This window comes from Collinsella aerofaciens, assembly GCF_002736145.1.
In the GTDB taxonomy this organism is placed as follows: Bacteria; Actinomycetota; Coriobacteriia; order Coriobacteriales; family Coriobacteriaceae; genus Collinsella; species Collinsella aerofaciens_A.
Window position 1 is genome coordinate 1,003,630 of sequence record NZ_CP024160.1, and the last position, 25,964, is coordinate 1,029,593.

15 protein-coding genes are annotated in these 25,964 nt (G+C 61.7%); 3 read left to right on the plus strand and 12 right to left on the minus strand.

The window, feature by feature from the left end:
• Positions 1 to 161: 161 nt before the first annotated feature.
• The 9 genes from CSV91_RS04420 to CSV91_RS04460 form a co-directional block, all read right to left on the minus strand.
• Positions 162 to 2,147: an NAD(+) synthetase gene (locus CSV91_RS04420; RefSeq protein WP_099431956.1), complete on the minus strand. Its 1,986-nt coding sequence runs from the start codon at positions 2,145 to 2,147 to the stop codon at positions 162 to 164.
• Positions 2,148 to 2,264: 117 nt separating this feature from the next.
• Positions 2,265 to 2,627, minus strand: a complete 363-nt coding sequence (locus CSV91_RS04425) for a desulfoferrodoxin family protein (protein ID WP_099431957.1) — start codon at positions 2,625 to 2,627, stop codon at positions 2,265 to 2,267.
• A gap of 150 nt (positions 2,628 to 2,777) precedes the next feature.
• A complete protein-coding gene (locus tag CSV91_RS04430; protein ID WP_099431958.1) occupies positions 2,778 to 6,242 on the minus strand; it encodes a DEAD/DEAH box helicase in 3,465 nt (1,154 codons plus the stop codon).
• Positions 6,243 to 6,280: 38 nt separating this feature from the next.
• Positions 6,281 to 10,084, minus strand: a complete 3,804-nt coding sequence (gene dnaE, locus CSV91_RS04435) for a DNA polymerase III subunit alpha (protein ID WP_099431959.1) — start codon at positions 10,082 to 10,084, stop codon at positions 6,281 to 6,283.
• A 240-nt stretch (positions 10,085 to 10,324) separates the two neighbouring features.
• Complete coding sequence (locus CSV91_RS04440) at positions 10,325 to 11,524, minus strand: MFS transporter (protein ID WP_099431960.1); 1,200 nt, start codon at positions 11,522 to 11,524, stop codon at positions 10,325 to 10,327.
• A gap of 104 nt (positions 11,525 to 11,628) precedes the next feature.
• Positions 11,629 to 12,138, minus strand: coding sequence for a DUF3284 domain-containing protein (locus CSV91_RS04445; protein WP_099431961.1), 510 nt, complete (start codon positions 12,136 to 12,138; stop codon positions 11,629 to 11,631).
• A 136-nt stretch (positions 12,139 to 12,274) separates the two neighbouring features.
• Positions 12,275 to 15,907, minus strand: a complete 3,633-nt coding sequence (locus CSV91_RS04450; RefSeq protein WP_099431962.1) for a UvrD-helicase domain-containing protein — start codon at positions 15,905 to 15,907, stop codon at positions 12,275 to 12,277.
• Positions 15,908 to 15,910: 3 nt separating this feature from the next.
• Complete coding sequence (locus tag CSV91_RS04455) at positions 15,911 to 19,099, minus strand: PD-(D/E)XK nuclease family protein (protein ID WP_099431963.1); 3,189 nt, start codon at positions 19,097 to 19,099, stop codon at positions 15,911 to 15,913.
• Between the two features lie 157 nt (positions 19,100 to 19,256).
• Complete coding sequence (locus tag CSV91_RS04460) at positions 19,257 to 19,556, minus strand: YerC/YecD family TrpR-related protein (RefSeq protein ID WP_022094855.1); 300 nt, start codon at positions 19,554 to 19,556, stop codon at positions 19,257 to 19,259.
• 322 nt (positions 19,557 to 19,878) lie between these two features.
• Here CSV91_RS04460 and CSV91_RS04465 point away from each other — a divergent pair, with 322 nt between their 5' ends.
• Complete coding sequence (locus CSV91_RS04465) at positions 19,879 to 20,244, plus strand: phage holin family protein (protein ID WP_055250947.1); 366 nt, start codon at positions 19,879 to 19,881, stop codon at positions 20,242 to 20,244.
• A gap of 143 nt (positions 20,245 to 20,387) precedes the next feature.
• Here the strand turns inward: CSV91_RS04465 and CSV91_RS04470 are convergent, their stop codons facing one another.
• Positions 20,388 to 20,816, minus strand: coding sequence for an RrF2 family transcriptional regulator (locus CSV91_RS04470; RefSeq protein WP_055250949.1), 429 nt, complete (start codon positions 20,814 to 20,816; stop codon positions 20,388 to 20,390).
• A 253-nt stretch (positions 20,817 to 21,069) separates the two neighbouring features.
• On the opposite strand from CSV91_RS04470, the gene cysK reads away from it, so the two are divergent.
• A complete protein-coding gene (gene cysK / locus CSV91_RS04475) occupies positions 21,070 to 22,008 on the plus strand; it encodes a cysteine synthase A (RefSeq protein WP_055250951.1) in 939 nt (312 codons plus the stop codon).
• Between the two features lie 58 nt (positions 22,009 to 22,066).
• Positions 22,067 to 23,290, plus strand: a complete 1,224-nt coding sequence (gene mnmA, locus CSV91_RS04480) for a tRNA 2-thiouridine(34) synthase MnmA (protein ID WP_269148501.1) — start codon at positions 22,067 to 22,069, stop codon at positions 23,288 to 23,290.
• 8 nt (positions 23,291 to 23,298) lie between these two features.
• Here mnmA and CSV91_RS04485 read toward each other — a convergent pair whose 3' ends face one another.
• Both CSV91_RS04485 and CSV91_RS04490 read right to left on the minus strand, forming a co-directional pair.
• Positions 23,299 to 24,672 carry an excisionase gene (locus CSV91_RS04485; RefSeq protein ID WP_099431964.1) on the minus strand — a complete coding sequence of 458 codons (1,374 nt, stop codon included), beginning with the start codon at positions 24,670 to 24,672 and terminating at the stop codon, positions 23,299 to 23,301.
• 140 nt (positions 24,673 to 24,812) lie between these two features.
• Complete coding sequence (locus tag CSV91_RS04490; protein ID WP_099431965.1) at positions 24,813 to 25,856, minus strand: M42 family metallopeptidase; 1,044 nt, start codon at positions 25,854 to 25,856, stop codon at positions 24,813 to 24,815.
• Between the last annotated feature and the right edge of the window lie 108 nt (positions 25,857 to 25,964).

Sequence of the window (25,964 nt, forward strand, 5' to 3'; positions counted from 1 at the left end):
AACCTCCCCTCGCCACAAGCGCAGCGCAAGACAAGGCCCCGCGCATCATTCACGAACGTCTGTTCTAGAATAACACAACGGGGCCAAAGTGCTTAAAGCAAGATAGATTCGGCAGAAGCAATGTGTGTAAGCGAATCTCTCCCGCAATGTTTCCGTCTGCCCTAGTTCTGGCTAAAGAACGGGAACTGCCTCGGATCCACCGGCGGATGCGGCATCGGCGTGCCCTGGGGTCCACCCTGCGGGCCACCCTGGCCGCCCATCATCTTATCGATGGCGTCCTGGACCTCGCCCTCAAACTTCTTCATGCCCTCGTGCAGGCGGCGCTGGCCGTCCTCGGAGCGCAGCTCCTCCATCTGCTCGGGCGAAATACCCAGCAGCTCACCCAAAATGCCCATCATCTCACCGCGCATACGGTCACTCGTATCGTCGTCGGCAAAGCGACGCACCTCGGCGCACGCCAGCGAATCGACCGTCATACGCTCCTTGCCGTTAAGCCCCAGGTCGGACCACGCGAGCATGTACGGCCAGGAGCGCTCGGCAAACGAACGGGACGAAACGATCGGCGCCGTCGGCAACATACGGCGGGCAGCCTCGCCCTGTCGAACGAGCATCAGCAGCAGCGAGCAGGCCTCAGGCTTGCCAGCGGCCATCGGGATATCGTCGAAAGATCGATTGCGATCCACGTGCGCCTCGAGCGCGCCATCGACCTCACCCGGCTCAAGCCCGCCGAGCAGCTGCGCCGCGCGGTCGAGCATATCGACCGGGCCGTCGAGCGTCGAGAGCGCCTGCGCCAGCACTCGCTCCATACAATCTTCCACCGCGTTGAGCGTCACGAGCTCTTGGGGCACCACGGCAGACGTGCGGTTGCGCACGCGCGCCACAAACTCAAGCGTCGACAGGTACACATCGCCAAAGGGCGCATAATCGCCCTGGTAGCCGCCGCAAAGCGCCGGCGCCGCCAGCGCGTACTCGGTTTTGGACAGCGGGCTCAGCGCCATCGCACCCAACTCGAGCGCCGTGTCCTCCAGCATGAGGCCCAGCGTACGCGAGCGCAGACGCTCGGCATCGCCCGCCGACACGTCGCGATCGAGCACACGCGCCGCATCCGGCGCATCGCGCTCGACGGTGCGAATGTGCAGACGCTCAGCGATGGTGCGGACGGCGGCACAGCGGGCAGCCTCGGCCTCTTCCTGCGCCGGCGTAAAGATACGGTTACGCCCCAGCACCAGGCCAATCACATTACGCGGGCCCAGAGCGTCGACGGCCAGCGCCGCCAGCAGGGACGACGGCAAGTCGCCCTCGAGTGCCACCACAGCACGCGACGCACCGTGGGCCCGGGCGTTGTCGCGCACGGCGAGCACCAGCGCCTGCCACAGCCACTCCTCGGAACGGAACTCGGGCAGTTCGTGATCTTCCAGGGCATCGAGCATCACGCCGCGCTGGATCTCCTGAACCAGCAGGCTCTCCTCAAAACACGGCGCCTGGGCCACCACGCGACCACAGTCGTCGAGCACAAACGAACCGCCGGTATACACCGACTCGTCATAGGCACCGATCGGCGCCATGCAGGCAAACCACACGCTGCGCTTGGATGCAATCTTGCGGTAGGCGCCGCTGCGAACGGCGGCGATCGCGGCAGTCTCGCGGTCGGTCATGTCAAACGCGTTGAATTGGAAATACGCAATGAGGTCAACACCGGTCGGCAACATCTCGAGTTCGCGGTCCAAGTCAAAAATCACGGCGATGCGCACGCCGTCCACGTCGAACACCGGCGGCGCCCAACGCGAGTCGTTGTTCTCGCCACGCTGCAGGGCAATGCTCGAACGCGCCGGCACCACATGACCGTCCTTGAGCATCATATAGTCGAGCAGCGGCTGGCCCTCAAACGAAACCGCCGCGGGCACGATGCAGATCATGTCAAGCTCCTGGATACGCTCGGCGACACCAGTCAAGCCGGCAAGCATGTCGTGCTCAAAGTCGGCAGAGCCCACCAGGCCCCCGGGTATGGCACCCATAAAGAGCGGAGCCGGAACGCACAGCACGCGCGCCCCGCGCTCGTGGGCCAGACGAGCCTGGTCCTCGATGCGGCCGCAAATGCCCTCAATATCACCCAGGCGCATATCGATCTGTGCAAGCGCGAGCTTCATGGCTCAGCCCTTTCCGTCGTAAACCATCGAAATCGTAGTAAAAGCGCCGGCCGCATAATGCAGTCGGCGCTTGCATGTGCATATGCTAGCTATGATACCCCGAGCGGGGGCGCGCTCCTAGAATGTCGCGGACCACAGCCCGTGCAGGTTGCAGTAGGCATAGACGGTACCGGTCTTGGAACCGCCGGCAAAAAACGTCGCGGGCTTCATGCCGGGCTCAAGGTAATGGACCTCTAAGCGGCCCTCGGCCTCAAGGGCGATCCACTCAATATAGTGCTCGGGCAGGCTGGGGTGCTCGACCGAGCCCACGCGTGCGCGGATCACGTGACCGTCACGCTCGCTCTCGACGACCGGCACGTGCTTCTCGTGCGCCGCATCCTCGGTGTTCGCGGTCAGCTCCGTGCAGCCGGCAGGGGTTGCAACGTCGTTGCCAAGGGCGGCAATGAGCTTGCCATTGGGGTCCTTAAAGAATTTCGCCATGATGTTCTCCTTTGCTGATGTGCCAATGTTCTTGATGGTTCTTATGCCCAAAGGCAGACAAACCATCCACGGCATTGCAAATGAACACATAACGGGCGGGGACGATGGGGCAGCGTGTGCCATCCGCCCTGGCGGCCCCACCCGAGCGGGTTAGCGCCCGTCGCCGCCCAGCAGTGCCAGAACATCTTCGCGGGTAAACAGCGCCGACGAGATGCCGTCGCCGCCGAGCACGCTGTTGACCAGGTCGCGCTTGGACTCCTGCATCTGCATAATGCGTTCCTCGATCGTATCCTTGGCGATGAGCTTGTACACGGTCACGGTATGTTGCTGGCCAATACGATGCGCGCGGTCGGTCGCTTGGTCCTGCGCCGCCACGTTCCACCACGGGTCATAGTGGATGACCACGTCGGCCGCCGTCAGGTTGAGGCCCACGCCGCCCGCCTTGAGCGAGATCAGAAACACCGGCACCTCGCCCGCCTGGAACTGCGCGACCATCTTGGCGCGGCTCTCCTTGGACGAAGCGCCCGTGAGCTTAAGAAAGCCGATGTCCTCCTTGGCCAAGCGCTTACCGATGATGTCGAGCATGCCCGTGAACTGGCTGAACAACAGGATGCGATGCCCGCCGTCGAGTGCGCCGCGCACGAGCTCCATGCACGTATCGAGCTTGGCGCTCCCCGCCTTGTAATCCTCGTAGTGTAGACGCGGGTCGCAGCAGATCTGGCGCAGCTTGGTGAGCTCGGCGAGCACCTTGAGCTTGTCTTTCTTAAACTCCCCAGCCTCGCGGTGCTGCACCTGCTGGGCGATGCGGTCCTGGTTGGCCAGGTAGAGCTTGCGCTGCTCGCCGGTGAGCTGTGCCATGACGGTGTCCTCGATCTTTTCGGGCAGATCGGCCACCACGTCTTCCTTAACACGGCGCAGCACAAACGGCGACACGAGCGCCTGCAGGCGAGCGGCGCTGTCGCCCTCGGCGTGCTCGACCGGGCTTTCGAAGCGTTTTGCAAACGACTCGCGCGTGCCCAGCAGGCCCGGCATCAAAAAGTCGAAGATGCTCCAGAGCTCGGACAAGCGGTTTTCGATGGGCGTGCCCGTCAGGGCAAAGCGCACGCCGGCAGGCAGACGTTTGGCAGCCCGCGCCACCTGCGTGAGCGGGTTTTTAATGTACTGGGCCTCGTCGAGCACCACGCGGGCAAAGTCCTGCTCGACGTACTCGTCGATATCGCGCCGCATAAGGTCATACGACGTCACGACCACGTTATGCTCGGCCACGCCGGCAATCTGCACGCGGCGTTGAGCCTTGGTGCCCACGATGGCGCACACATCGAGCGACGGCGCAAAGCGCTCCAGCTCGGCAGTCCAGTTGTACACGAGTGAGGCCGGGCATACCACGAGCGTGGGCTTGGTGTCCCCCGCCTCCACGCGCGCCAGAATATGCGCAATCATCTGGAGCGTTTTGCCCAGGCCCATGTCGTCGGCCAAGATGCCGCCAAGGCCCAGGTGTTCGAGCGAGCCAAGCCACTGGTAGCCGTCGACCTGATAGCCGCGCAGTGTGGCCTTGAGCGAGACCGGCACCGTAAAGTCCATCTTGCCGAGCGTATCCAAGCGTTCGACGGTGCGACGGAATGCAGCGTCACGATCGGCTTCGAGCGCGCGCGTACGCGCGAGCATGCTATCGACAAACAGGGTACTCGATGCGGGAAGCGACACGCCGTCGAGCAGGTCGACGGCATCGACACCCAGATCTTCGGCAAGGCCAAACGCGGCGCGGGCACCCTCGTCCAGGCGAATGATGTCGCCCGACGTGAGACGCGCAAACGTCTGATGACGCTTGTAGGAGTCGAGGTAGATGGCAAGGTCTGCCGCCGAAAGGCCGCTCGCGCCCAGCTCGACGTCGAGCAGGTTGCTCTTGACGGTCGCGCGCACCGAAAGCTTGGGCGCAGGGCGCACCGAGATCTGGCGCAGACGATCGCTGAGCATGACTTCGCCCAGCTCGGACAGGGCAGACAGGCCCTCGGTGAGCAGGCAGAACAAGCTCTCGTCATCGCGTTCCTCAAACGCCAGGCCGCCCTCTTGGAAATCGAAGTACATGGCAGCCGTGTCCATAACGCGAAACTCTGCCACCTCGTCGCGCGGCGGCACGCCAGGACGCTGGTCTTCGAAGGGGCTTCCCGGAGCGCCCAGACTAAAGAGATCTGCCGACCAGTCGCCGTAGGTAACCGTAATTTTGCAGGTCACGAACCCATCATCGACGCCGATCACCATGGCAAAGCTCGGCTCGGGCGCCACGGTGTCGAGCGCGGCGGGAGCGGTGAGGTCAGTGTATTCGCGCAGCACGGGCAGCGCCATGCGGCAGAATTCGCCCACCTGCTCGGCGGCGATATGGATCGGCGTGCGACAGGGCAGCAGACGCGACAAAAACGGTGCGGCATGCTGGGCAAACGCCGCATCGGCGCGGCGCGCGCGGTGCGTGTCAACCAGATAGGCAACGTCGCCCGAGGCAAAGCAGTACATATCGGCAGGCAGGCGCAGGTCGTAGCTGCCACCGGCCGCCGGCGCGATCTTGGCGGCAAGGAGCGGCGGTTGTTTTGCCGAGGCCTCGTCCTCCCCCACCGGCGACAACTCAACCGCTACCTCGTAGGAACGATGCGTCGTCGTTCCCCGCGACCAAGCGGGCTCGAAGGAAATGGTCCGGCCACGCAGCAAGTCCAGCATGTATACGATGTCATGCTCGGACAGCGGCAGCTGGCGCTCGGCGACAAAGCCGCTGCGTGCAAAATCGTACGACGCCGAACGCGAACTCGTGATGTCGCTCAGATACACAACCGTTGCCACAACAAGGTCGAGCAGGCGCACCGAAACCTCGTCAAAGGCTTCGGGCGTATGGACAAACGTGAGCTTCTTGCCGTACGAGAAGGTGCCGCCTCGGACATAGGCGTCGGCCATGCCGTCGATGTCCTTGACCACGTAGGAGACCGATCCACAGCGAATGCGGAACTCGAGCGCCCAGCTAAAGCGGTCAGCGAACAGCGGATTGTAGTACGGCACCAGCGAGGGCTCCAATACCGCCTTGGGGGCATCGGGGTCGACTGTGCCGGCGAGCTTGCGGCGCATGCCCGCCAACTCATCCATGCGCGCGTCCGAAAGATCGGAGAGTGCCGCCATGAGGCTGGGGCTCGTGGGGACGGGCGCAGGAAAGGGAAAGTTGGGGTTGACGGCCGGCGCTTTGGGCGCGGTACGCGCGGGCTGTTTCGGCTGCGCCGTAAACGTGCGAACCGGCGTGCGCAGTCCCTCAACAGGCTCAATACCGCTGGCGTCCAGATACGCAAGCGCCGTGGCGATGGCGTGCTTGCACATGCCAGGGTAGCGATAGGCAGCGGGGCAATCGCAGTCGTAGTCGATCACCTCGTGCTCGTCCATGTCGAGCGCCACGTGCGTCTTGTACAGGTCACCGCGCGAGCCGCGCACCGAGCCCTCAACCGTCACGTTTTTGGAGAAGCGCGAGCCGCTGTCCTCGATCGACAGCACGGCGCCGTTGAGCATGAGCGAACGCCCCTTCATAAAGGTGCCGCTCAGCGCCGCCTCTTTCCGGAGCGCCTGCACAAACGTCCCCTGTGCCATCACTTCCTCCAATCTCGCGCGGACCAGCAACTCCGTCCCTAGATAACCGTCACGCGGCCTTGGTTACCCACGATGGCCTTGGCCTCGGCCAGCAGCGGAATCGAGCGCGCGTTGACCTTGGCAGGCACCTCGGCGCGCAGCACGCGCCCGTCCACCTGCTCGATAAAGATCTCCACGCGATCGCCGCCCGGGTTAGCGGTGAGCACCGTGGCAAGACGCGCCATATTGCCCTGGCTAAAGCGGCTGTTGGGCACCATGACCTCAAACACCTTGGGCTTGTTGTTCTCCTCGTTGAGCTCAAGAGGCACGATCTCCTGCGCGATGATCTGGTCGCCGCGGTCCGAGCGCTCGAGCTTGCCCTTAATGCGCACAAAGGCGTCGGACAGCTGTGCGCCGGTCTCGGGATCGACCTCGCCGTACAGGTAACCCTCGGCCTCCTTATAGGTCTTGGGGAACACCACGACGGTGGCCTCGCCTTCCATGTCCTCGAGCTGCACGATGCCCATGGGGTCGCCGTTTTTGGTCACGCGCTTGGACACGCTCGAGACCATGCCGGCCCACCACAGCGCCTTGCCCTCGGGAATCTCTTGGTTGATGGTGCCGCCCGTAGGATTCTGGACTTCGTAGCCGGTATCGATCTGCGAGAACGAAAAGTCGCGCGCCTTGGCGAGCGCATACTCAAACGGGCGCAGCGGGTGGTCCGAGACATAGATGCCCAGAACCTCTTTCTCCTGGCTCAGCTTGAGGTGGCGGTCCCATTCCTGGCCGTCCGGATCTGGCACGCTCACCTCAAAGCCCGAGCCCTCAACGTCGCCAAACATATCGAAGAACGAGGTCTGGCCGCTCGCGCGGTCCTTCTGGCGCTTTATCGCGGCATCGATGATGTTCTCGGGGTTGTTCTTATCCACAAAGTGCATCATCTGGCGACGCGGATACCCCGTGGAGTCGAAGGCACCTGCCTTGATGAGCGACTCAATCACGCGACGGTTTGCCTGGCTCGAGTCCACGCGCTCGACAAAGTCGTGCAGCGTCTTAAACGGACCGCCCGCCTCGCGCTCGGCGATAATCGCCTGCGCCACGCCGGTGCCCACGCCGCGGATGCCGGCCAGACCAAAGCGCACGCCTTCCTTGGTAGCCGTGAACTCGGTGCCGGACTCGTTGACATCTGGCGAAAGCACGGGGATGCCGTCGTGACGGCATGCCGAGACGTAGTGCACGATTTTGTCGGTCTTACCCGTATAGGACGTCAGAACGGCCGCCATGTACTCGTGCGGATAGTGCGCCTTGAGCCACGCCGTCTGCATAACCAAGATGGCGTAGCCGGCAGAGTGCGACTTGTTGAAGGCGTAAGATGCGAACTCGAGAACATCGTCCCAAATCTTCTGGGCGACCTCGCGCGTGTAGTTGTTCTTGATAGCGCCGTTCATCCAGTGATCGTAGGTGGTCTCGTCGGAGCCATCCTCCCAGTGGAGCACCGTCGACGTGAGCAGCTTGATCTTCTTTTTAGCCACGGGTTTACGGATACGCGAGTCCGATTCGCCCTTGGAGAAGCCGCACATCTCGACGGAGATGAGCATAACCTGCTCCTGGTAGACCATGGTGCCGTAGGTTTCGCCCAGGATGTCGTCCAGGCGGTCGTCGTAGGAGACGGCCGGCTCCTTGCCGTTCATACGGTTGATGTAGGACGAGACCATGCCGGCGCCCAGCGGGCCCGGGCGGTACAGAGCGATCAATGCCACGACGTGCTTGTACTCGGTGGGCTTCATGTTCTTGATCGTGGCCGTCATGCCGGCGGACTCGACCTGGAAGACGCCGGCGGTGTGGCCGGAGCCCATGAGCTTAAAGATCTCGGGGTCGTCAAAGGGAATCTCTTCCTCTTTGATGTCGATGCCGAAGTTCTTTTTGATGTTTGCCTTGGCCTTGGAGATAACTGTCAGCGTGCGCAGGCCCAGGAAGTCCATCTTGAGCAGGCCCATGTCGGCGACGGTATGGCCCTCGTACTGGGTAATCTCGACGCCGCCCTTGGTGTCGAGCTTGGTGGGCACGTGCTCGTTGACGGGGTCGCGGCAGATCAGAACGGCGCACGCGTGCACGCCCTCGCCACGGGTGAGGCCCTCGATCGAGAGCGCCGTGTCGATGATGCGGCGGGCGTCGTCGTCCTTTTTATAGGCCTCGGCAAAATCGGGGTTAAACAGATCCTCTTTGCCGGGCTGCTTTTCGAGCACCTGCTTGAGCTTGACCTTGGGGTCGCTCGAGACCATCTTGGACAGGCGCTGGCCCATGTAGACCGGGTAGTCTAGGACGCGCGCGGCGTCGTTGATGGCCTGCTTGGCCTTAATGGTCGAGTAGGTGATGACGTGGGTGACCTTCTCGGGGCCGTAGAGCTGGCGAACGTGCTCCACGACCTCGAGGCGCCGCTCATCGTCGAAGTCCATATCGATATCGGGCATCTCGGTACGCTGCGGGGACAGGAACCTCTCGAACATCAGACCGTTCTCGAGCGGGTCGAACGCGGTGATGTTCATGGCGTAGGCGACGATAGCGCCGGCGGCCGAGCCACGGCCGGGGCCGACGCCGATGCCGTTGTCCTTGGCCCATTGCACGTACTCGGCAACGATCAAAAAGTAGGCGGCAAAGCCCTTGTCGCAGATGACCTTGTATTCGTACTCAAAGCGCTCTTTGATGTTGACGCCGCCGATCTCGCGCGTGGCCCAGTCGTCGCCGTAGTGCTGGCGCAGGCCCTTCTCGCACTCGCGGCGGAACTGGCTCTCGTGCGTCTCGCCGGGATCGAGCAGCGGGAAGCGCGGCAGGATGATGGAGTCCCAGTCCAGCTCAACGTAGCACTTGTCGGCGATCTCGAGCGTGTTGTCGCAGGCCTCGGGGCAATACGGGAACATCGCCCGCATCTCCTCCTCGGTCTTCATGTAAAACTCAGAGCCGGTCATGCGCATGCGGTTGGGGTCGTCGACCTTGGCGTTCATACCAATACACATGATGACGTCCTGCACGGGCGCGTCTTCGCGGCGCAGGTAGTGGAAGTCGTTGGTGGCGATGACCTTGACACCCACCTGTTTGGCAATGTCGATGAGCGTGCGGTCCATCTGCTCGTCGGTCAGGCCGTTGTCGGTGGTAATGCCGTGTTCCTGGATCTCGATATAGAAGTCGCCGGGATCGAAGGTGTCGCGGAAGGTCTCGGCCCACTTGATGGCGCCCTCCATGTCACCGCGGTCGATGTACTTGGGAATGATGCCCGCAATGCAGGCGCTCGTGCAGATCATGCCCTTGGCATGGCGGCGCAGGTTGTCGAGCGTCACACGCGGCTTGTAGTAAAAGCCCTGCACAGCGGCCTCGGAGACCGTCTGCATCAGGTTGACGTAGCCCTCCTGGTCCTTGGCCAGAAGGATCATGTGGTAGAGCTCGGGCTTATGGTCGCGGGCGAGCGTCTCGTCCGGCGTAAAGTAGACCTCGCAGCCAAAGATGGGCTTGATGACCAGGGGCGGCTTGAGCTCGTCGATGTTGCCCTTTTCGTCCCACATGGCCATGTCCTTCACATACTGGGCATGCTCGCGCGGGTTTTCCTCGGGATCGGGCTCCACCAGCTCGTCGCGGCGGTCCTTTTCCAAGAAGGCCTTGTCGTGGCTCCAAGTTTTGTACTCGGGCGTATTGTGGTTGACGGCGTCGCAGGCCAGCGCCAGATCGGGCACGCCATACATGTAGCCGTGGTCGGTAATGGCCACGGCGGGCATGCCCAGCTCTACGGCGCGATTGACCATATCCTGGATACGGGTTGCGCCGTCGAGCATGGAGAAAACAGTGTGATTGTGCAGATGGACGAATGCCATGTGATGAGCTCCGATGCGGGTTCGTGTTCTGACTGAACGATTTTACCGCACGGCGCGGACGGCACCCGAACCTAGCCAAACCCACACGGGCAGTCTTTTTGGGACCGTCAAAAAGGGGAATGAGTGCATCCAGATATATCGAGTATTACTGGAACCCCGGCGATACGCTGAATGATTTGTGACGAATAGTCATGTCCATCAAGAAGGCTCGACGCTTCGGGCAGCTCGTCAATCGATATATCAATTCTTGGAGACATGTATTCCTACCATTTTTAAAGAAACAACGGCGGTAATTGCTATCGCGATTGCGCCAATAACACCGAGCGCTATCTGAATGGGATATAACCCCAACACATATCCAAATATGGAGAAAAACATTGCGGAAAAGAGAGCCCTTACCAGAGACGCGACGGAAAGGATCGTCGCGCGGAGATCGTCCGCTATCGCGTCTTGGATTAAGTTTTCCGAAGTGATGTACACCACTTCTGGGAGAAAACAAAGCACCATGCTAAGGCCAAACAAACACAGCGGATTTGAAGCGAACCACGGAAGAATCATGAAAAGTCCGGCTTCGATTAGCATCGAGCCGAGCATGGTATTTCTTTTCCCGAAACGCGATGAGAAGAAATCTGCTGCAATGTAGGCCGTCGCATTTACTGCATAGGATGCACCGAAAAAGATTCCTATTATGGAGACGGGAGCATCAAATGCGTCGAATACCAACTGATTCAAGTTGTAATAACTCCCATAGAATCCATCGAGCATGCTTGTGCCGATTAGAAGAAGCAACACCGCAAAAGCGGATTCTCCAATGCACCAGGTTTCGCGTCTGAAGATCTTGGCTACGTCAAACCTTTCCTCCCCAGAGTTTTTGGAATGGGTCGTTTCCATCCTCTCAATGGGATACAGAAGGAAAAGCTGCAGGAGATAGAAAACGGAAACGCATACGTAGAGGGCACTCCAAGATACTTGGGCAATGAATGATCCAAGTACGATTGCCACTCCCGTCGCGATTGATTGCGCGGCAAGCAGCCGAGCGTTGATGGTGAGGAAGCGCTCTCCTTGACCGGCATTTCGGGCAATTTCATATAAAAGTGCCTGTTCGGATCCCGATTGAAGGGAGTAGGCGAGTGCCTCAACAAGGGAAAGCGCGACGAGAAAGGGGCCTGAGAGCAACAGCATGCCAGCCGTATGGAAGAAAAGAAGCAGAACACCCACTTGAATCGAGAACTTCTTTCCAAAGAAATCGCCCACCAGCCCTGTTGGCAGCTCGAGGACGACCGCTGCAATGTTGTACAGGGCTTGATAAAGCGCGATTTCCGTGACAGACATTCCTTTATCCGCAAGGAAAAGTAGAAACACTCCCCGATTTAAAACAAATCCCGCGAGAACGAAAAAGGCGGAATAGATGTGCAGCTGCGCAGTGGCATTCTTATTCATTTGGCACTTCCGTCAACTAATTTTGTCGGGCCGCTCGCTACTGACTCGAAGCCTGAAGTGTTTACAGTTGATACGAAGAGCGGTAAAGCTTTTGCACAGGGGTATCAATGGAATACATCCGAAGCGTTTTCGGCAGTATCATCGGCGAAGGCGGGATTAGCCTTTACGCGGCGCTCACCCTCGATGTATTTGACGATTTGATCAATCGTCTGGTTGGCGTGGCTCTTGAGCTTGCGCTCATAGAAGAAGAGGCCGAGCTTGCCGCGCGTACCAGACGTGTTACCACCCACACCCTGAAAATCCTCGGTATAGGTGAGCTCGCAGGCACCATCGCCAGCAGGTGCAGCCTCATAGCGCATGGTATTGATGCCCGCCGCATACTGAAAACGGACCTCATAGAGACACGGGTAGTCAAAGTGCTTGATCTTAACCTTGATCGCCGTGCCCTTGGCCTTGCCTTTTGCGGACTGGGCGCGCTTCTCGTACTTATAGCCGTTGAGCTTGTTGCGGCTGGGACGCTTGCCCGTGGCGTTCTCGATATCCTGCATGATGGACCCCGCCAGAGCGTCAAAAAGCTCCTCCGGCGTCACCTTAAGCGTTTTGGTGAACTGCATGATGGCTCCTTATTCGTTTGAACCGTTCGAGCCATTGTACCGCCCCAGGCTCTCCCATGCGTTGCGGTGAAATACGGACTGTTTGGCGGCTTTTTTGGCCAAAACAGTCCGTATTCCACCGCAAGTTATTTGAGGGCTAGAGGTTGTAGGTGACTACTTGAGGTTCGGCGGGTTCGACGAAGATGGCTGGATTCGCCTGCTCCACGCGGACGAACTTAACGGTCACGGCCTCAAAGCCCGCCTTGTGCAGAACATCAGCGTAGACGCGCGCCTGCAGGGCGTGCTTCTCCTGCAGCTGTTCCGGCGTCTCGTCCGGTGTGCCGCCCGTCTTGTAGTCGATGACCAGCGCGCGTGACGAATCCGCCGGGTTCGTCGCCAAAGCGTCGATGGCGCCTTCGGCATATGCACCGTAGCGAGCGATGTCCTCGTCCTCGCAGCCCAGCGAAAAGAACGGCACCTCGGCGCGAACGCACGGCCAGGCAAGCAGCTCGGCACGGACCGCCGACTTGAGCCAGCGGTCCAGGGCAACGTCGAAGCGCTCGCGCTGCTCCGGCGTCAGGCGCCACAGACGCGCCAGTGCATCGGCACGCGCGGCGGGCAGCTCATCGGCACCCATCTCGATCAGCCACTGGCAGGCGGCATGGAACGCCGAGCCCAGCGCCATGGGGTTGCCGGCGGGCTCAACGGCGGCCACGTCCGCATCGGCCATCTCGGAACCATCCGACTCCGCATCATCGCCGGCCTCGTCCATGGGCATGTGTGCCTCGGCGGCACGGTCCTCGGACTCGGCATGCAGCGCCGCGGCAATTGACGAGTAGCTGTACGAATCGCGCGCCGGATACGGGCAGGTGCCCATGCGCACGCCCACCGCCTGGGGATACACGAGCTCAAACGCATCGGGCTCGGGGTCGGCAGGACCGGGAACGGCGGCGCGGGCATCCGCACCGGCACCCTCCGGCTCCGCATCGCCGCGGACAAGCCTGCCCTCGACATCCAGCGAAGCGTTGACCTCAAACGCCTGCTCGCCAAACGTAAAGTCCGCCAGCGAGATGAGCTCGTAGTCGCCCGGCTGGGAGTTGTCGAACACCAAACGGTCGCTATCGAGCTGCGGCATGTCCAGACTGTCGGTCGGCAGGATGCGGCGCAGCACGTCGTAGGTCAGATCCGTCTCGACATCGAAGGTCGGCGCCGTCACCTTGCCGCGGCTCACGCCGGCGTCCATCGCTAAAATGACCAACTCGCGCGCTCGCGTCATGGCGACATAGAGCAGACGAGCCCGCTCCTCGAGCGAAAGCTGCAGGTCGGCGTTGCGCAGGCGGGCAAACGCCTCGGCGGGAGAGCCCGTCGCGCAGACGTCCTCCATAAGCTCTGGCGGCAACCACAGTGACGTGCCCTTGCCCTTAAACGAGTGTTCAAACTGCTTTTTGACGTCATCGCCCTTTACGAACGTGCCGTCGGCGAGCTTAACGCCGTCGAAGCGTGCCGGCAGTGCCACGACCTGCGCTCCGCCCTCGACGCGACCCATCTGTGCCGCACCCGAGGACTTACGCACGCCAAAGCACTCGGCGACCGCCACGACCGGATATTCCAGACCCTTGGAGGCATGCACCGTCATGATGCGCACCGCGCCGTCACCTTCCTCGTTGAGGGCGCCCGGGGCCTCCTTGCCCGCCAAGAAGCGGTCGAAGGCGAGCGCAATGGAGCGCGGCGAGTTGCCGAACTCGGCCTCTGCCTCGGCCACGGCGTCGAGCGCCTTGAGCACGTTGGCGGCAATGGCCTTGCCCTCGGGGCCGCGCTGCGCCAGACGCACGAACCAGCCGGAGGCGTTGACCACGTCGCGCGCGATGGCGGCGAACGAGTCGCGTCCCACGCGACGAAGCGCGTAGCGCAGCACCTCGCGGGCACGCGTCACGAGCGGCAGGTTCTGCAAACCCGGCACATCGGAATCGCTCATGATGCCCACATCGATATTGCGGCGCGACGTCTCGCCCGTCTGCTCGTCGAGCTTGGTCGCCAGCGCCAGGAACTCCTGGGCGCCGAGTGCAAACATCGGCGAGGCCAGCAACGGCATAAGGCCTTGGACCGTATCAGCCGGATTGGCGAGCGCGCAGACCAGGGCACGCACCGTCTGCACCTCGGCTGCCTGGGCAAAGACCGAGCCGCCTGCGATCACACAGTCGAGCCCTTGGTCACGGAAAGCTTGCGCATAGACATCGGCGTTGGTCATGCGACCCAGCAGCAACACCATATCGCCCTGGGGCTGCCCCGCTTTGACGAGCGCTTGGAACCGCTCCGCAATCGCACGAGCTTTCGCCTGCGTTCGCTCCTGCGTGCTGCCACCGGCAACGAACAGCGCCTGGCGGCGCGACGCCTTTGCCTTGAGCTTGTCCTCGCGTTTGTCGCTCGGTTCAAGATCCAAGAACCCCTGCATCAAACCACCGGTGTCGCCGTCAAAGACGCGTGCTACGTAGCGCAGCACCTCGTCGTGGCTACGGAAGTTGCGCACGAGTTTGACGAGCTCGCCGGCGGGGGCATCGGATGCGGCAGCCGTCTCGGGCGCAGCAGAGGAGCCCACCTTGCGCTCCTGGCGACGGAATACCTCGACCTCGGCGCCACGGAAGCGGTAGATCGACTGCTGCGCATCGCCCACGGTGCACAGCGCGCGCTCCCCCGCGCCCGTCAGATAGCGAATCAAATCGACCTGCATCTGGTCGGTATCCTGGAACTCATCGATCATGACCATCTTAAAGCGGCCCTCATAGGCAGCTCGGATGGCGGGATAATCGCGCAGCGCCTCGTATGCCATGCGCAACAGGTCGTTATTGTCGAGCGCGGACTGGTCGGCCTTAAGCGCACGGTACTCCGCCTCTACGGCACGGGCTAGCCCCACCAGCGCATCGAGCGCCGGGCCGCCGCAGGCAAGCACGATATTGATAAACGCATCGGCTGCTTCGGCCTTGAGCAGCTCCACCTGCTCCTTAGGAAACGCCTTGCTCGCCCGAGGCATGCTGCACGACATCATGAGTCGCGCCGCATCCTCCATGGTTTTGCCGCTCGCCTCGAACGCGTCAATGGCGTCGAGTGCCACCTGTGCTTTCTCGGTCGTGGCCTTGCTCGCACCCAGCGCCGCACGATAGGCATCGGCAAGCGCCGAGGTGTCGGCCTGGCCGCGTGCCACGCGCACATCGTCCATGCCGCCCGGCAGCTGGCTCGATAGCTCCAACAGGTCGCGCACCAGGCCTTTGATGGTGGTACCGGCGCCAAACGGCCCGCCCTCGCCCGCCATGGGATACCAAGCGTAGAGGGCCTTAAGCGAGGCGGCGAGCTCAGGCGCGGCATCGGGCGCCGTCGCGCGCCCCAGCACATGCTCGACAGCCTGATCCATAAGCTCATCGGTATCGGTAAGCACCGTGAACTCGGGGTCGATGCCCAACTCCAACGCGTGCGCGCGCAGGATACGCGAGCACATGCCGTGAATGGTCGAAATCCACGCGTCGTCGACGGTCAGCGCTTCCTCGTCCATGCCCTCGTCGATAAGCGCACGGCGCACGCGGTCGCGAATCTCGGCCGCAGCATCCTTGGTAAAGGTGATGGCGAGCACCTGGTCCAGATGCTCGACGAACGGACCGGATTCGGGCGAGAGCGCATAGACGATGCGGCGCGTGAGGGTAAAGGTCTTGCCCGAGCCGGCGCCCGCCGAGACAAACAGCGGACGGTCGAGCGTCTTGACGATCTGCAGCTGTTGCGGCATCAAGGTCGAAAGATCCATGGTCTACACGTCCCTCCTTACAAACGTTCCTTCGTGGTTATACGAGCAGCGCGCATGCGCGGCCTGCGCCGACGTCGGGTCGACGGCGGCAACGTCGCCCGCCTCGAGCTCGCGCAGGCGCTCGGCAATGCCGGTCTCCACGCGGTCGAGCAGCGCATCGAAGTCCATGCTGCCGCCCTCGCCCGGAAAGCCCTTCTTAAGGCCCGGGATGCGACCGTCGCCGCGCTCTTCCTCGAGCAGCTCGGCACTTGCGGCGCCACGCAGCGCGGGCTTGCCGCCCTTGGTGGAAAAGTAGAGCGCTGCGCGGGTATCTAGGCCCAGCGCCCGACGCATGGCCTGCGCGTAGATGAGTGTCTGGGTATGGGGCGGCAGCCAGCGCGGGTCGTCGATGGGGGCCTCGCCCGACTCCTCGTCGCGCACCGTGGGGTCGGCGAGTTTAAACTCCTCGACACCCGAACGATGCTTGTAGTCGATCACCACGGCACGATTCTCGGCATCCACGTCAACGCGGTCGATGCGCCCGCCGAGCGGCCAACCGGCATACTCGACCTGGAGCTCGTTGAACGCAAACTCCAGATAGCGCGGCGCGAAGGGCGCGAGTGCCTCGGACTCGTAGGCGAGCACACCTTCCAGCTGCGGCAGAATCTCGGCCACCTGACGCTCCTCCACCGGGGAGAGCGGCACCAGCGGGCCCTCGGTACCGCGCTTGCCGGCATGCTCGGCCAAGGTCTCGGCAAAGACCTCGCGCAGCAGCTCCTGTGCACGCGGCAGGTTCTCGGGCGTCACACGCTCCATGCCCTCTTGGGGCAGACGGGCGTGCAGGTGTTCCAGCACGTCGTGGACGAAGTTACCCTTCTCCATGTTGCCAAAGCCCGCATCGATGGACTGGGGCTTAACGCGATACGACACGAACCAGCACAGCGGGCAGGTGGAATAGGCCTCAATCTGCGAGGCGGACGTCAGGCGCGGTACGAGCGGCGCGTCCTCGTCCTCGCCGTCACGACGGCGCAGGACCAAATACGGCACGGCCTCGGCACTCAGATGCTGCGGGGCTTCACAGGTCACGCGCTCGCGCTTGAGACCTTCGCCTGCCGCGGGATCGAAGTCCCTTACGATATCGCCCTCACCCACGCACTTCGCCTTGTCGGCGTCAGTGGCCTTAGCGTCGTCAGCTGCCTTGTCGGCGTCTGCGGCCTCAGCGTCGTCAGCTGCCTTGTCGGCGTCTGCGGCCTCAGCAGCTTCAGCGGCCTCGGCATGCGCCCGCAACTCGGTCCACACGGCAGCCGGATAGCACTCGCGCGCTTGACGATCGTGGGTCACACGGGCGAGCGCAACCGGACCACGCGACGCTTGCATCGCGCGGCCAAAGCGTGCGCGCAGCAAGGCCGCAGGCTCAAGCGTCACGCCCTCGCGACCAAGGCTCGCCGTCAGCGTGGCCAGCGGCCCCTCCTCGTGTGAGAGCGGATAACTGTCCAGGTCGACGTCGGCAAACAGCACGGCATCGTAGCTATCGGGGCGCAGGGCTGCCGCATCGGCAAGCGACGCAAAGCGCACTTGGGCGCGCGGCGCGCGGTCGACCTCGTAGGTCTCGTAATCGTATGCAGTGCTGCGCTTGTCCACCTTGGTACGAACGCCGTCGAGCACGGGCACGGTCGCGGCCTGCGACACGTCGAGCGTGTGGGCGTCGTTCATAAGGATGTCGATGGCATGTCGCAGCAGGGCGGTCTCCGCCTGACGACGAGCCTGACCGTCAAGGCCTCCAAGGGCGCGATCGGGCAGTGCCTCGGCGACGGCAAGCATGGCCTTGAGCGCCGTCACGGGCTTGTCGCGCCACAGCGCCTGGAACACGTCCGAGACCACGCACGGCACGTTCTTAAACCAGTTCTCGTCGCTCGCCGCTTTACGCGCGCCCCTCACCTGGCCTTGGACGCTCTGCAGCAGGCTCTTAACGCCCGCGGTAGTCTTGCTGCGCGAGAGACGCATGTTCTTATCGAAGGTACGGGCATTGACGGCATCAGCGCCCGAAAGCGGACTGTAGATCCAGTCGGTAAGCTCCGGCGCGGGCCACCATTCGGTCTTTGACGCCGTGAACTCATCGGCGGCCTTCATGCGCTCGATCAGGCCGGCAAGCGCCGCAAACTGCCTGCCCGCAATGGATTGGGAAAACGCCGTGAACTCAGTCGTCTCGGCCACAATGTGACGCGCCGCCAAACGGGCAGCGAGTTCGCCGAACAGCTGGGGTGCCCGGGCGGAAACAACGAACACGCGCGTGGGGTCGGAGTTTGTCGCGGCGCCGTCGCGCGACACGGACTCCTCACATGCCGCGACCAGGTTCTCAAGAGCATCCACATAAGCGCGGGCGCGGGCATGGGGGCCGGCCACCTCTATAAAAATAGGCTGAGTGGCAGGCGCAGAAGCGGTCTCGGACGCGCCGGCGTTCTCCCCCAACGGGGCGGCCTCAAACAGCACACCGCGGGCATCAAAGGCGGCAGCCAGGTCCTCGCGCATCGCCGCCTGCTCGCGGGCAAGCAGCACGACGACCTCTCCCCCATTGTTCGCCACGGCAGACAGTAACTCGAGCAGGCCGTGCGTAAACGACGTGATACCGCGCACGCATACGGCGCGGGTGCACGCCGGCAGGTTATCGGTCAGGACACCGGCCATAATGTCAGCCGCCTCGCAGGGCTCGACCATATCTCGACGGTCCAAACCGCCCGCATAGGCGCGCAAAAGCTCGAACACACGAGCCTCGGCATCGCTTTTTGACTCCGGCTGGCAGTTGTCGCCACGGCATCGTTCGGCACCTATCCCTGCCACACCCGGCAGCACATCGCGAGCCATACGCGCGAGCATACGCACCGTGCCCTGGCTGCGCGAAAGCGGCTGCAGGTCGGCGTCGTCGAGACGCGCTACCATGTCCGAAAACAGCATCTGGCGCTGCAGGTTGTCCACAAAGCTGCGGCCATCGCCCAAAAGCTCCCACAACGAACGGAGCCACGACGAAGGGGTCTTGTAGTCAACACCCAGGGAAGCGCCGGCTTCCGCCGCATCATGACGGCACAGGTCGAGCTCGGCAAACGTTGGCGCCAGCAGCACGGCACGCCCGTGGCGGGCAATAAGGTCGGCAAGCAGCGCCGACTCGGCATCGCTCATATCCGTGTCGGCATTGGTGGTATAGATTCGAACAGGCATGGTCCTCCGCTCAAACTGTTCGCAATAATCAATGCATCCATCCTACCCGCCCACGCGGACAGATTTGCCCCACGCCAACAGATTTCCTCCGTCCCCAAAGGATCAAAAAACCGCCCCTGAAGGGACGGTTCTGCGCAATTCGTTTGTTGCCGCTGGCCTACTCGCCATCCTCCAGTTTGATGAGGATTTTGCGATAGCCACCGTACTCGCCATTAAGTGCCTTGGACACACGGCTCACCGTGGTAGACGAAGCGCCCGTGCGGGCCTGAACCTCGACATAGGGCTCGCCCTCGTCCAGATAGCGCGCAACCTGCAGACGTTGCGAAAGATCGCAGATCTCGCGCGGCGTGCAGATATCGGTCAAAAACGCTTGGATATCCTTCTCGTCATCCAAAAGACTAAATGCGTGGACCAGCTGCTTGACATCAGGCTTGTCAAACATGTTCTCGATATTCATCGATCACCGCCAAACCCGCCAAAAGGCATCGAAGTTGATACTGACATCGGGCATCGTTCGCCCGTTCTATGCAATAGGGCAACGCCTGTGGCTTTTGCCCGTAGCAGTTTAGCACACCACCAAACTAAAGCGACAAAACTCTCTGCCAGCGGCGCGTTTTCTAGGACGAACGCCGTTTTGAAACCGAATGCGCACGCAAGCTCCACGAATATCTGAGACAATGGGCGCCCGAACAGGACCGTGCCCCGCACCCATCCAAGTTGCAAAGGCATGTGCCCCTTACGCTCCCTCACCACGCCATGCGCAAGAAAGGATTCACACCATGCGCTTTATGCTTAACTGGCTCTTTACCTCGATCGCCATCGCGATTGCCACGTTCCTCGTTCCCGGCATCCAGCCCTTCGGTTTTGCCGAGGCCTGGGTCTGTTTCGCCTTCGTGGGACTGTTCCTCAACATCGTCGACTCGCTCGTCAAACCGTTCCTGACGGTCATCTCGCTGCCACTCACTATTATTACGCTTGGTATTTTTCAGCTCGTAGTCAACAGCTTTATGCTCGAGCTGGCCAGCTACCTGTCAGTCAATCTGCTGGGCGCGGGTATCTCCATCGCCAGCTTTGGATCGGCCTTTATGGGCAGCATCCTGGTGTCCATCATGCGCAGCATCCTCGACAGCATCGCTGAGGGCTAAAACGACCATTCCGGCCGCGCCCGTCTCAACAGCCCAAAACGAAGGCCGCCCATCGCAAAAAATGGGCGGCCTTCTTATTTGCCAAGTCTCAGAGGGCGAGAGAATCTGCCATTTCCACCCTGTCCCCACATGGCAGGTGCGGGTTAGATGACGTAGTCGTAGCCCTCGTTGGGGGCGACGAGCGCATCGAGCGTCACGCCGTCGAGGTAGTCGTTGATGAGCTTGTCCAGGTTCTTCCACACGTCGAGCGTGGGGCACTCATCAGATCGCGAGCAACCCTTGCAGTCGCCATCCAGACAGGCGACCGGCGCCAGGCTGCCCTCGGTCAGGCGCAAGATCTCGCCCACCGTGTACTGCTCGGGCGGGCGTGTGAGCACATAGCCGCCGCCCTTGCCGCGCATGCCCGAGAGCATATTGGCGCGCACGAGCGTCGCCAGAATATTCTCGAGGTACTTCTCCGAAATACCCTGACGTGCCGCAATCTCTTTAAGCGGGATGCGACCGGCCGCTTGGTGCTCGGCCAGATCGACCATAACGCGCAGGGCATATCTGCCCTTAGTAGAAACCAACATATATAGTGCTGCCTTTCGGTCTTTTAGTTCGTTGAAATTCTAGCCGAAAAATTGGCTTTGAAAATACCCGTTCCGGTCAAGATGGTTAATCAACTTGCAATAAACTCCTATTTCCTATTGCATTACTAGGCTTTAGTGTCTAGTATGCTTCCCAACAGCAAAACGAACAACCTATAAGGTTTGTGGGTTTCGCTGCTACACACACCGTAAAACCACACGGTATCCAGTCATTTGAACACTTTGGAGGTTCACCATGAGCAATGTTTACACGTCCATCGATCAGCTTATCGGCCACACCCCGCTTCTGGAGCTCACCCACTTTGAGGCCGACGAGGACCTCAAGGCCCGCGTGCTCGTCAAACTGGAATACTTCAACCCCGCCGGGTCCGTTAAAGACCGCGTCGCCAAGAACATGATTGACGAGGCCGAGAAGGCCGGCAAGCTCGTGCGTGGCGGCGACTACACCATCATCGAGCCCACGAGCGGCAACACCGGCGTCGGCATCGCCTCGGTGGCGGCGGCCCGCGGCTACAAGGTGATCATCACCATGCCCGAGACCATGTCCGTCGAGCGCCGCAAGCTGATGCAGGCATACGGTGCGCAGCTTGTGCTCACCGACGGCTCCAAGGGCATGAAGGGCGCTATCGCCAAGGCGGAGGAGCTGCAGAAGGAGACTCCCAACAGCATCATTGCCGGCCAGTTTGTGAACCCCGCGAACCCGGCCATTCACAAGGCCACGACCGGCCCCGAGATCTGGGACGACACCGACGGCAAGGTCGACATCTTCGTCGCCGGCGTCGGCACCGGCGGCACCGTGACCGGCGTGGGCGAGTTCCTCAAGGAGCAAAACCCCGAGATTCAGGTCGTCGCCGTCGAGCCCGCCACCTCCCCGGTGCTCTCCAAGGGCCAGGCCGGCCCGCACAAGATCCAGGGTATCGGTGCCGGCTTTGTGCCCGACGTCCTCGACACCCAGGTCTACGACGAGATCATCCCCGTCGAGAACGACGACGCCTTTGCCACCGGCCGCGCCGTGGGCCACAAGGAGGGCGTGCTCGTGGGCATTTCGTCCGGCGCCGCCGTGTGGGCCGCACTGCAGCTGGCCAAGCGCCCCGAGAACGAGGGCAAGACCATCGTGGCGCTGCTCGCCGACACCGGCGAGCGCTACCTGTCCACGGCGCTCTTCCAGGACTAAAGCTTCTCGTTCTTAGAACGAGTCCAAGGCACGCCGGTCTCCCCTCTCTTCTGGCAGCCTGAGCTCATCCCAACAGGGTGTCCCACAGGACGCCCGAACTTGCTACAATGTCTGCGGCGCGGAACCAGCCTCCCGCGCCGCTTTTCTTTTTTGGCCACATGCCACCAAGGAGAACCTCCCCATGCACAACAAGCGCGTGCTCGTCGCCATGAGCGGCGGCGTCGATTCCAGCGTGACCGCGTATCTGCTCAAAAGTCAGGGTTACGAATGTGTCGGTGCCACCATGCGCCTCACCTGCCCCGCGCCCGATCCCGCCACGGGCATGAGTAAGGTCGACCGCGACATCGCCGATGCAAAGGCCGTCGCCGAGCGCCTGGGGATACCCCATCACGTGCTCGACTTGCAGCAAACCTTCGACCGCAACGTTGTCGAGCGCTTTGTGAACGCCTATCAGGAGGGGCTGACGCCCAATCCGTGCATCATCTGCAACCGCCATATTAAGTTTGGCGCGTTGCTGGATGCGGCGCTGGATATGGGCTGCGACTACATCGCCACAGGCCACTATGCCAAAACGAGCCAGGCGCCCGACGGCACCTGGCAGCTGCATCGCGGCGAGGACCCCAAAAAGGACCAGAGTTACTTTTTGTATTCGCTCACGCAGGAGCGCCTGGCGCACACGATCTTTCCGCTGGCAGGCCTAGACAAAGAGCGCGACGTGCGCCGCATAGCCACCGAGCAGGGCTTTGTTAACGCCAAGAAGGCCGAAAGCGAGGACATCTGCTTTATTCCAGACGGCGACTACGCGGGCTATATCGAGCGCCGCTGCGGACATGCCGCTGCACCGGGCAACATCGTATGGCGCGACGGCAGCGTGGTTGGGCGCCACAACGGCGCGCTGCGCTACACCATCGGCCAGCGTAAGGGCTTGGGCGTCGCGATGGCGCATCCCGTGTACGTAACGGGTGTCGACGCCGTCAACAACACCGTGCATCTGGGCGAGGCAGAGGACCTGACGGCCACGGCGCTCACGGCCAACGACTGGATTTGGAGCGCCCCGGCCGACCGCATGGAGGCAGAGCTCGATGCCGGCGACATTCGCGTGGGCGCCAAGTACCGCTACCGTCAGAAAGACCAGGCAGCGACCCTTACGCGCGGCGAAGACGGGCAAATGTTGCTGACCTTTGACGAGCCGCAACGAGCCATCGCCCCCGGCCAAGCCGTCGTCGTCTATCGCGGCGACGTCGTCCTCGGCGGCGGCACCGTTACGGCAGCCATCAGGTAGCCGCGGGATTATCGCCGCACGTGTCGAAGTACCTCAACAGCGGCACTAACCTCGATTACGCGACGCTCGAGGCCGCGGCGAATGGCCTCGAGTCGACCCTCCGCCGTCGCCCATTCGCTCTGCGAAAGAATCTCGATCGCCTCATCAACAAATCCGTTGAGCCGCGATGAATCGAACCAATCGAGCGAGTCCGCAAGCGACAGCTGGACGAAAGGGTCGGCCCCAAACGGCTTAGCGGAAAACCCAAACTCCCCAGCTGCGAGCACGGCAGTTGGTACGTTGTACCACAGGCAGTTGCCGCTATCGAACAGCGGAGCAGGTTTTATCTCCAGGGTGTCGACATTGCGGATGATGCCGAAGTTTCGCCAATGGCGGTCGCTGTTGGCCAAAAGGGCATCGCAGACAATCATCTGCGACATAGACCTTCTCACAGCGGCCTCATCGACACCATGCTTGCCGAGGTAGCAACAGTATCGATCGTATGTCGAGTTTCCCCGCTGGCTACCAAGTGCGCCCTTAACGTAAACAGCCGGAACGTATTCCTCGCGGCCGTCAAGAAAATCCTCGCACAGGCACACGGGACCATTGAACATCCGCTCAACCGTATAAGGAACAAACTCCCCCTTGGAAAGCAAGCGGCGATGCAGAGCCGTTGCAACCGCCTCGTTAAAGGGCCGTTGGTCGTCCACGCCGCATCCCTTGACCAGAACGCGAACGCCGTTGCGAATCATCCACGATTTAGGAAGCTCGCCCTCGGATGTGTTGTCGGGATTTTTAAGACCGATGCCTTCCAGCCAACCCGAACGCTCTTCGGGCGCCGATCGCTCAAAATCATTCTCGAAGTAATTGAGGTTTCGCCATTCGAGCCCGTCGCATTCTGCCGGCCGCAGCCAATAGCAATCCGAAAGCGAGAGGCCCAGGCACTGAACCGGCACCTCAACGCCGTTGACAATCCCCAGCTCGCGGTAGCGCGAGACGAGTCCGGGGCGGACGTCAGGCACCGACCGATGCCCCCACCACGCGTTGAGCTCCCGCTTATTCACCGTTGGAGAAGAGCTCGAGCATGTGCCAAACGGCATTCGTTGCGCATCGAGGACCTCGGCGATTTCGAAGGAAAACTCTCGCGTCGGATCAAACGAAACACGCGCAACCTCGTAATCGGCGGACATCAGCGTAAACTTGCGCCCCACATCGGCCGCAGGACGGCGTCCACGTTTGCGGACCTTTTGATAGGCGATCGCAGAATTGTACTCGACCAACTTCCGGCCGCCCACAATATCGCACACAAGCGTCCCCGATGCGGCAAGTTGCGATATGCGGGCTTTCGTAACGCCCAACAGGCGGGCAGCATCACCCATAGACAAGTACTCAGATGTATTCATATGCCGCATCACCTCGTTAAGTAATTTACGCGTTTAGTTAATAGATTGCATATATCATAATACTAAACGACCTAAAGCGAAAAAAGGCCCGAGCAATCGGGCCTTAGAGCAATTGGTCAGCCGAGTCGCAAACTGCTTCCCTAGCGCTGTACGTAGGCGCGAACCAGCTCGTAGGTGTTGCGCACGCCGTCGATGTGGCTGCGCTCGTAGTTGTGGCTCGCGTACACGCCGGGGCCGATCAGACCATGGCGAATGTCGTAGCCGGCCGAGAGCGTGGCCTCGACGTCGGAGCCGTAGTGCGGGTACACATCGATGGCGTAATCGAGCTCCAGCTCGCGCGCGATGTTGGACAGTGTGGTTACCAGGTCGTAGTTGTACGGACCGCCCGAATCCTTGGCGCAAATCGAAACCATGCGCTCGGTGCAGCCCAGGTCGTCGCCCACGCAGCCCATGTCCACGCTGATCATCTCGCGCGTGTCGGCCGGCACAAAGGCACCGCCGTGGCCGACCTCCTCGTACACCGTAAAGAGCAGCGATACCTTGCGCGAAAGCGTCACCTCGCCGCCAGCAACGGCGCGGGCCAAACCCAGCAGAATCGACGCCGACAGCTTGTCGTCAAGGAAGCGGCTCTTAATGTAGCCGCTCTCCGTCACCGTGGTACGCGGATCCATAGCGATAATATCGCCGGTCTGAATACCCAGCTCGAGCACATCGTCCTTGCTGTCAACGTTCTCGTCGAGCAGGATTTCCATATTCTTCTCGATGGTCTTGACCGGCTCATCGGCCACATGCGCCGAAGGCTCGGTATTGAGGACCACGCCCGTGTAGACATTGCCATCGCGTGTGTAGACGGTACAGTTCTCGCCATCGGCCGTAGACCACTGGTGCCCGCCGAGCGTCGTGGGGCGCAGGCGACCATTGTCCTTAATGGAGCGTACCATGGCGCCCAGGGTATCGACATGGCTCGCCAGTACGAGCGGCTCACCCTCGCCACCAAGCTCAACGAGCACGTTGCCCTTATTAGAACGCTCGGGCCCAAACCCCATATCGCGCAGGGTCTCCATCAGATAATCAGTCGCCGCACGGGTATAGCCCGTAGGCGAAGCGATCGAGGTAAGCGCCTTCAACTGATCAGTAATATAGGAGAGCGTCTCCTCTAGAGAAGCATCAACATTAGAAGCCATATGCATCCTTCCAAGTAAAACTAAGACCGAGTCCCGATTTTAACCGTTCTGCACGTGCAATGCCCCAGGAGTCGAACCGCCTCCAGACGTCCCCGCACCGGTTTTCTG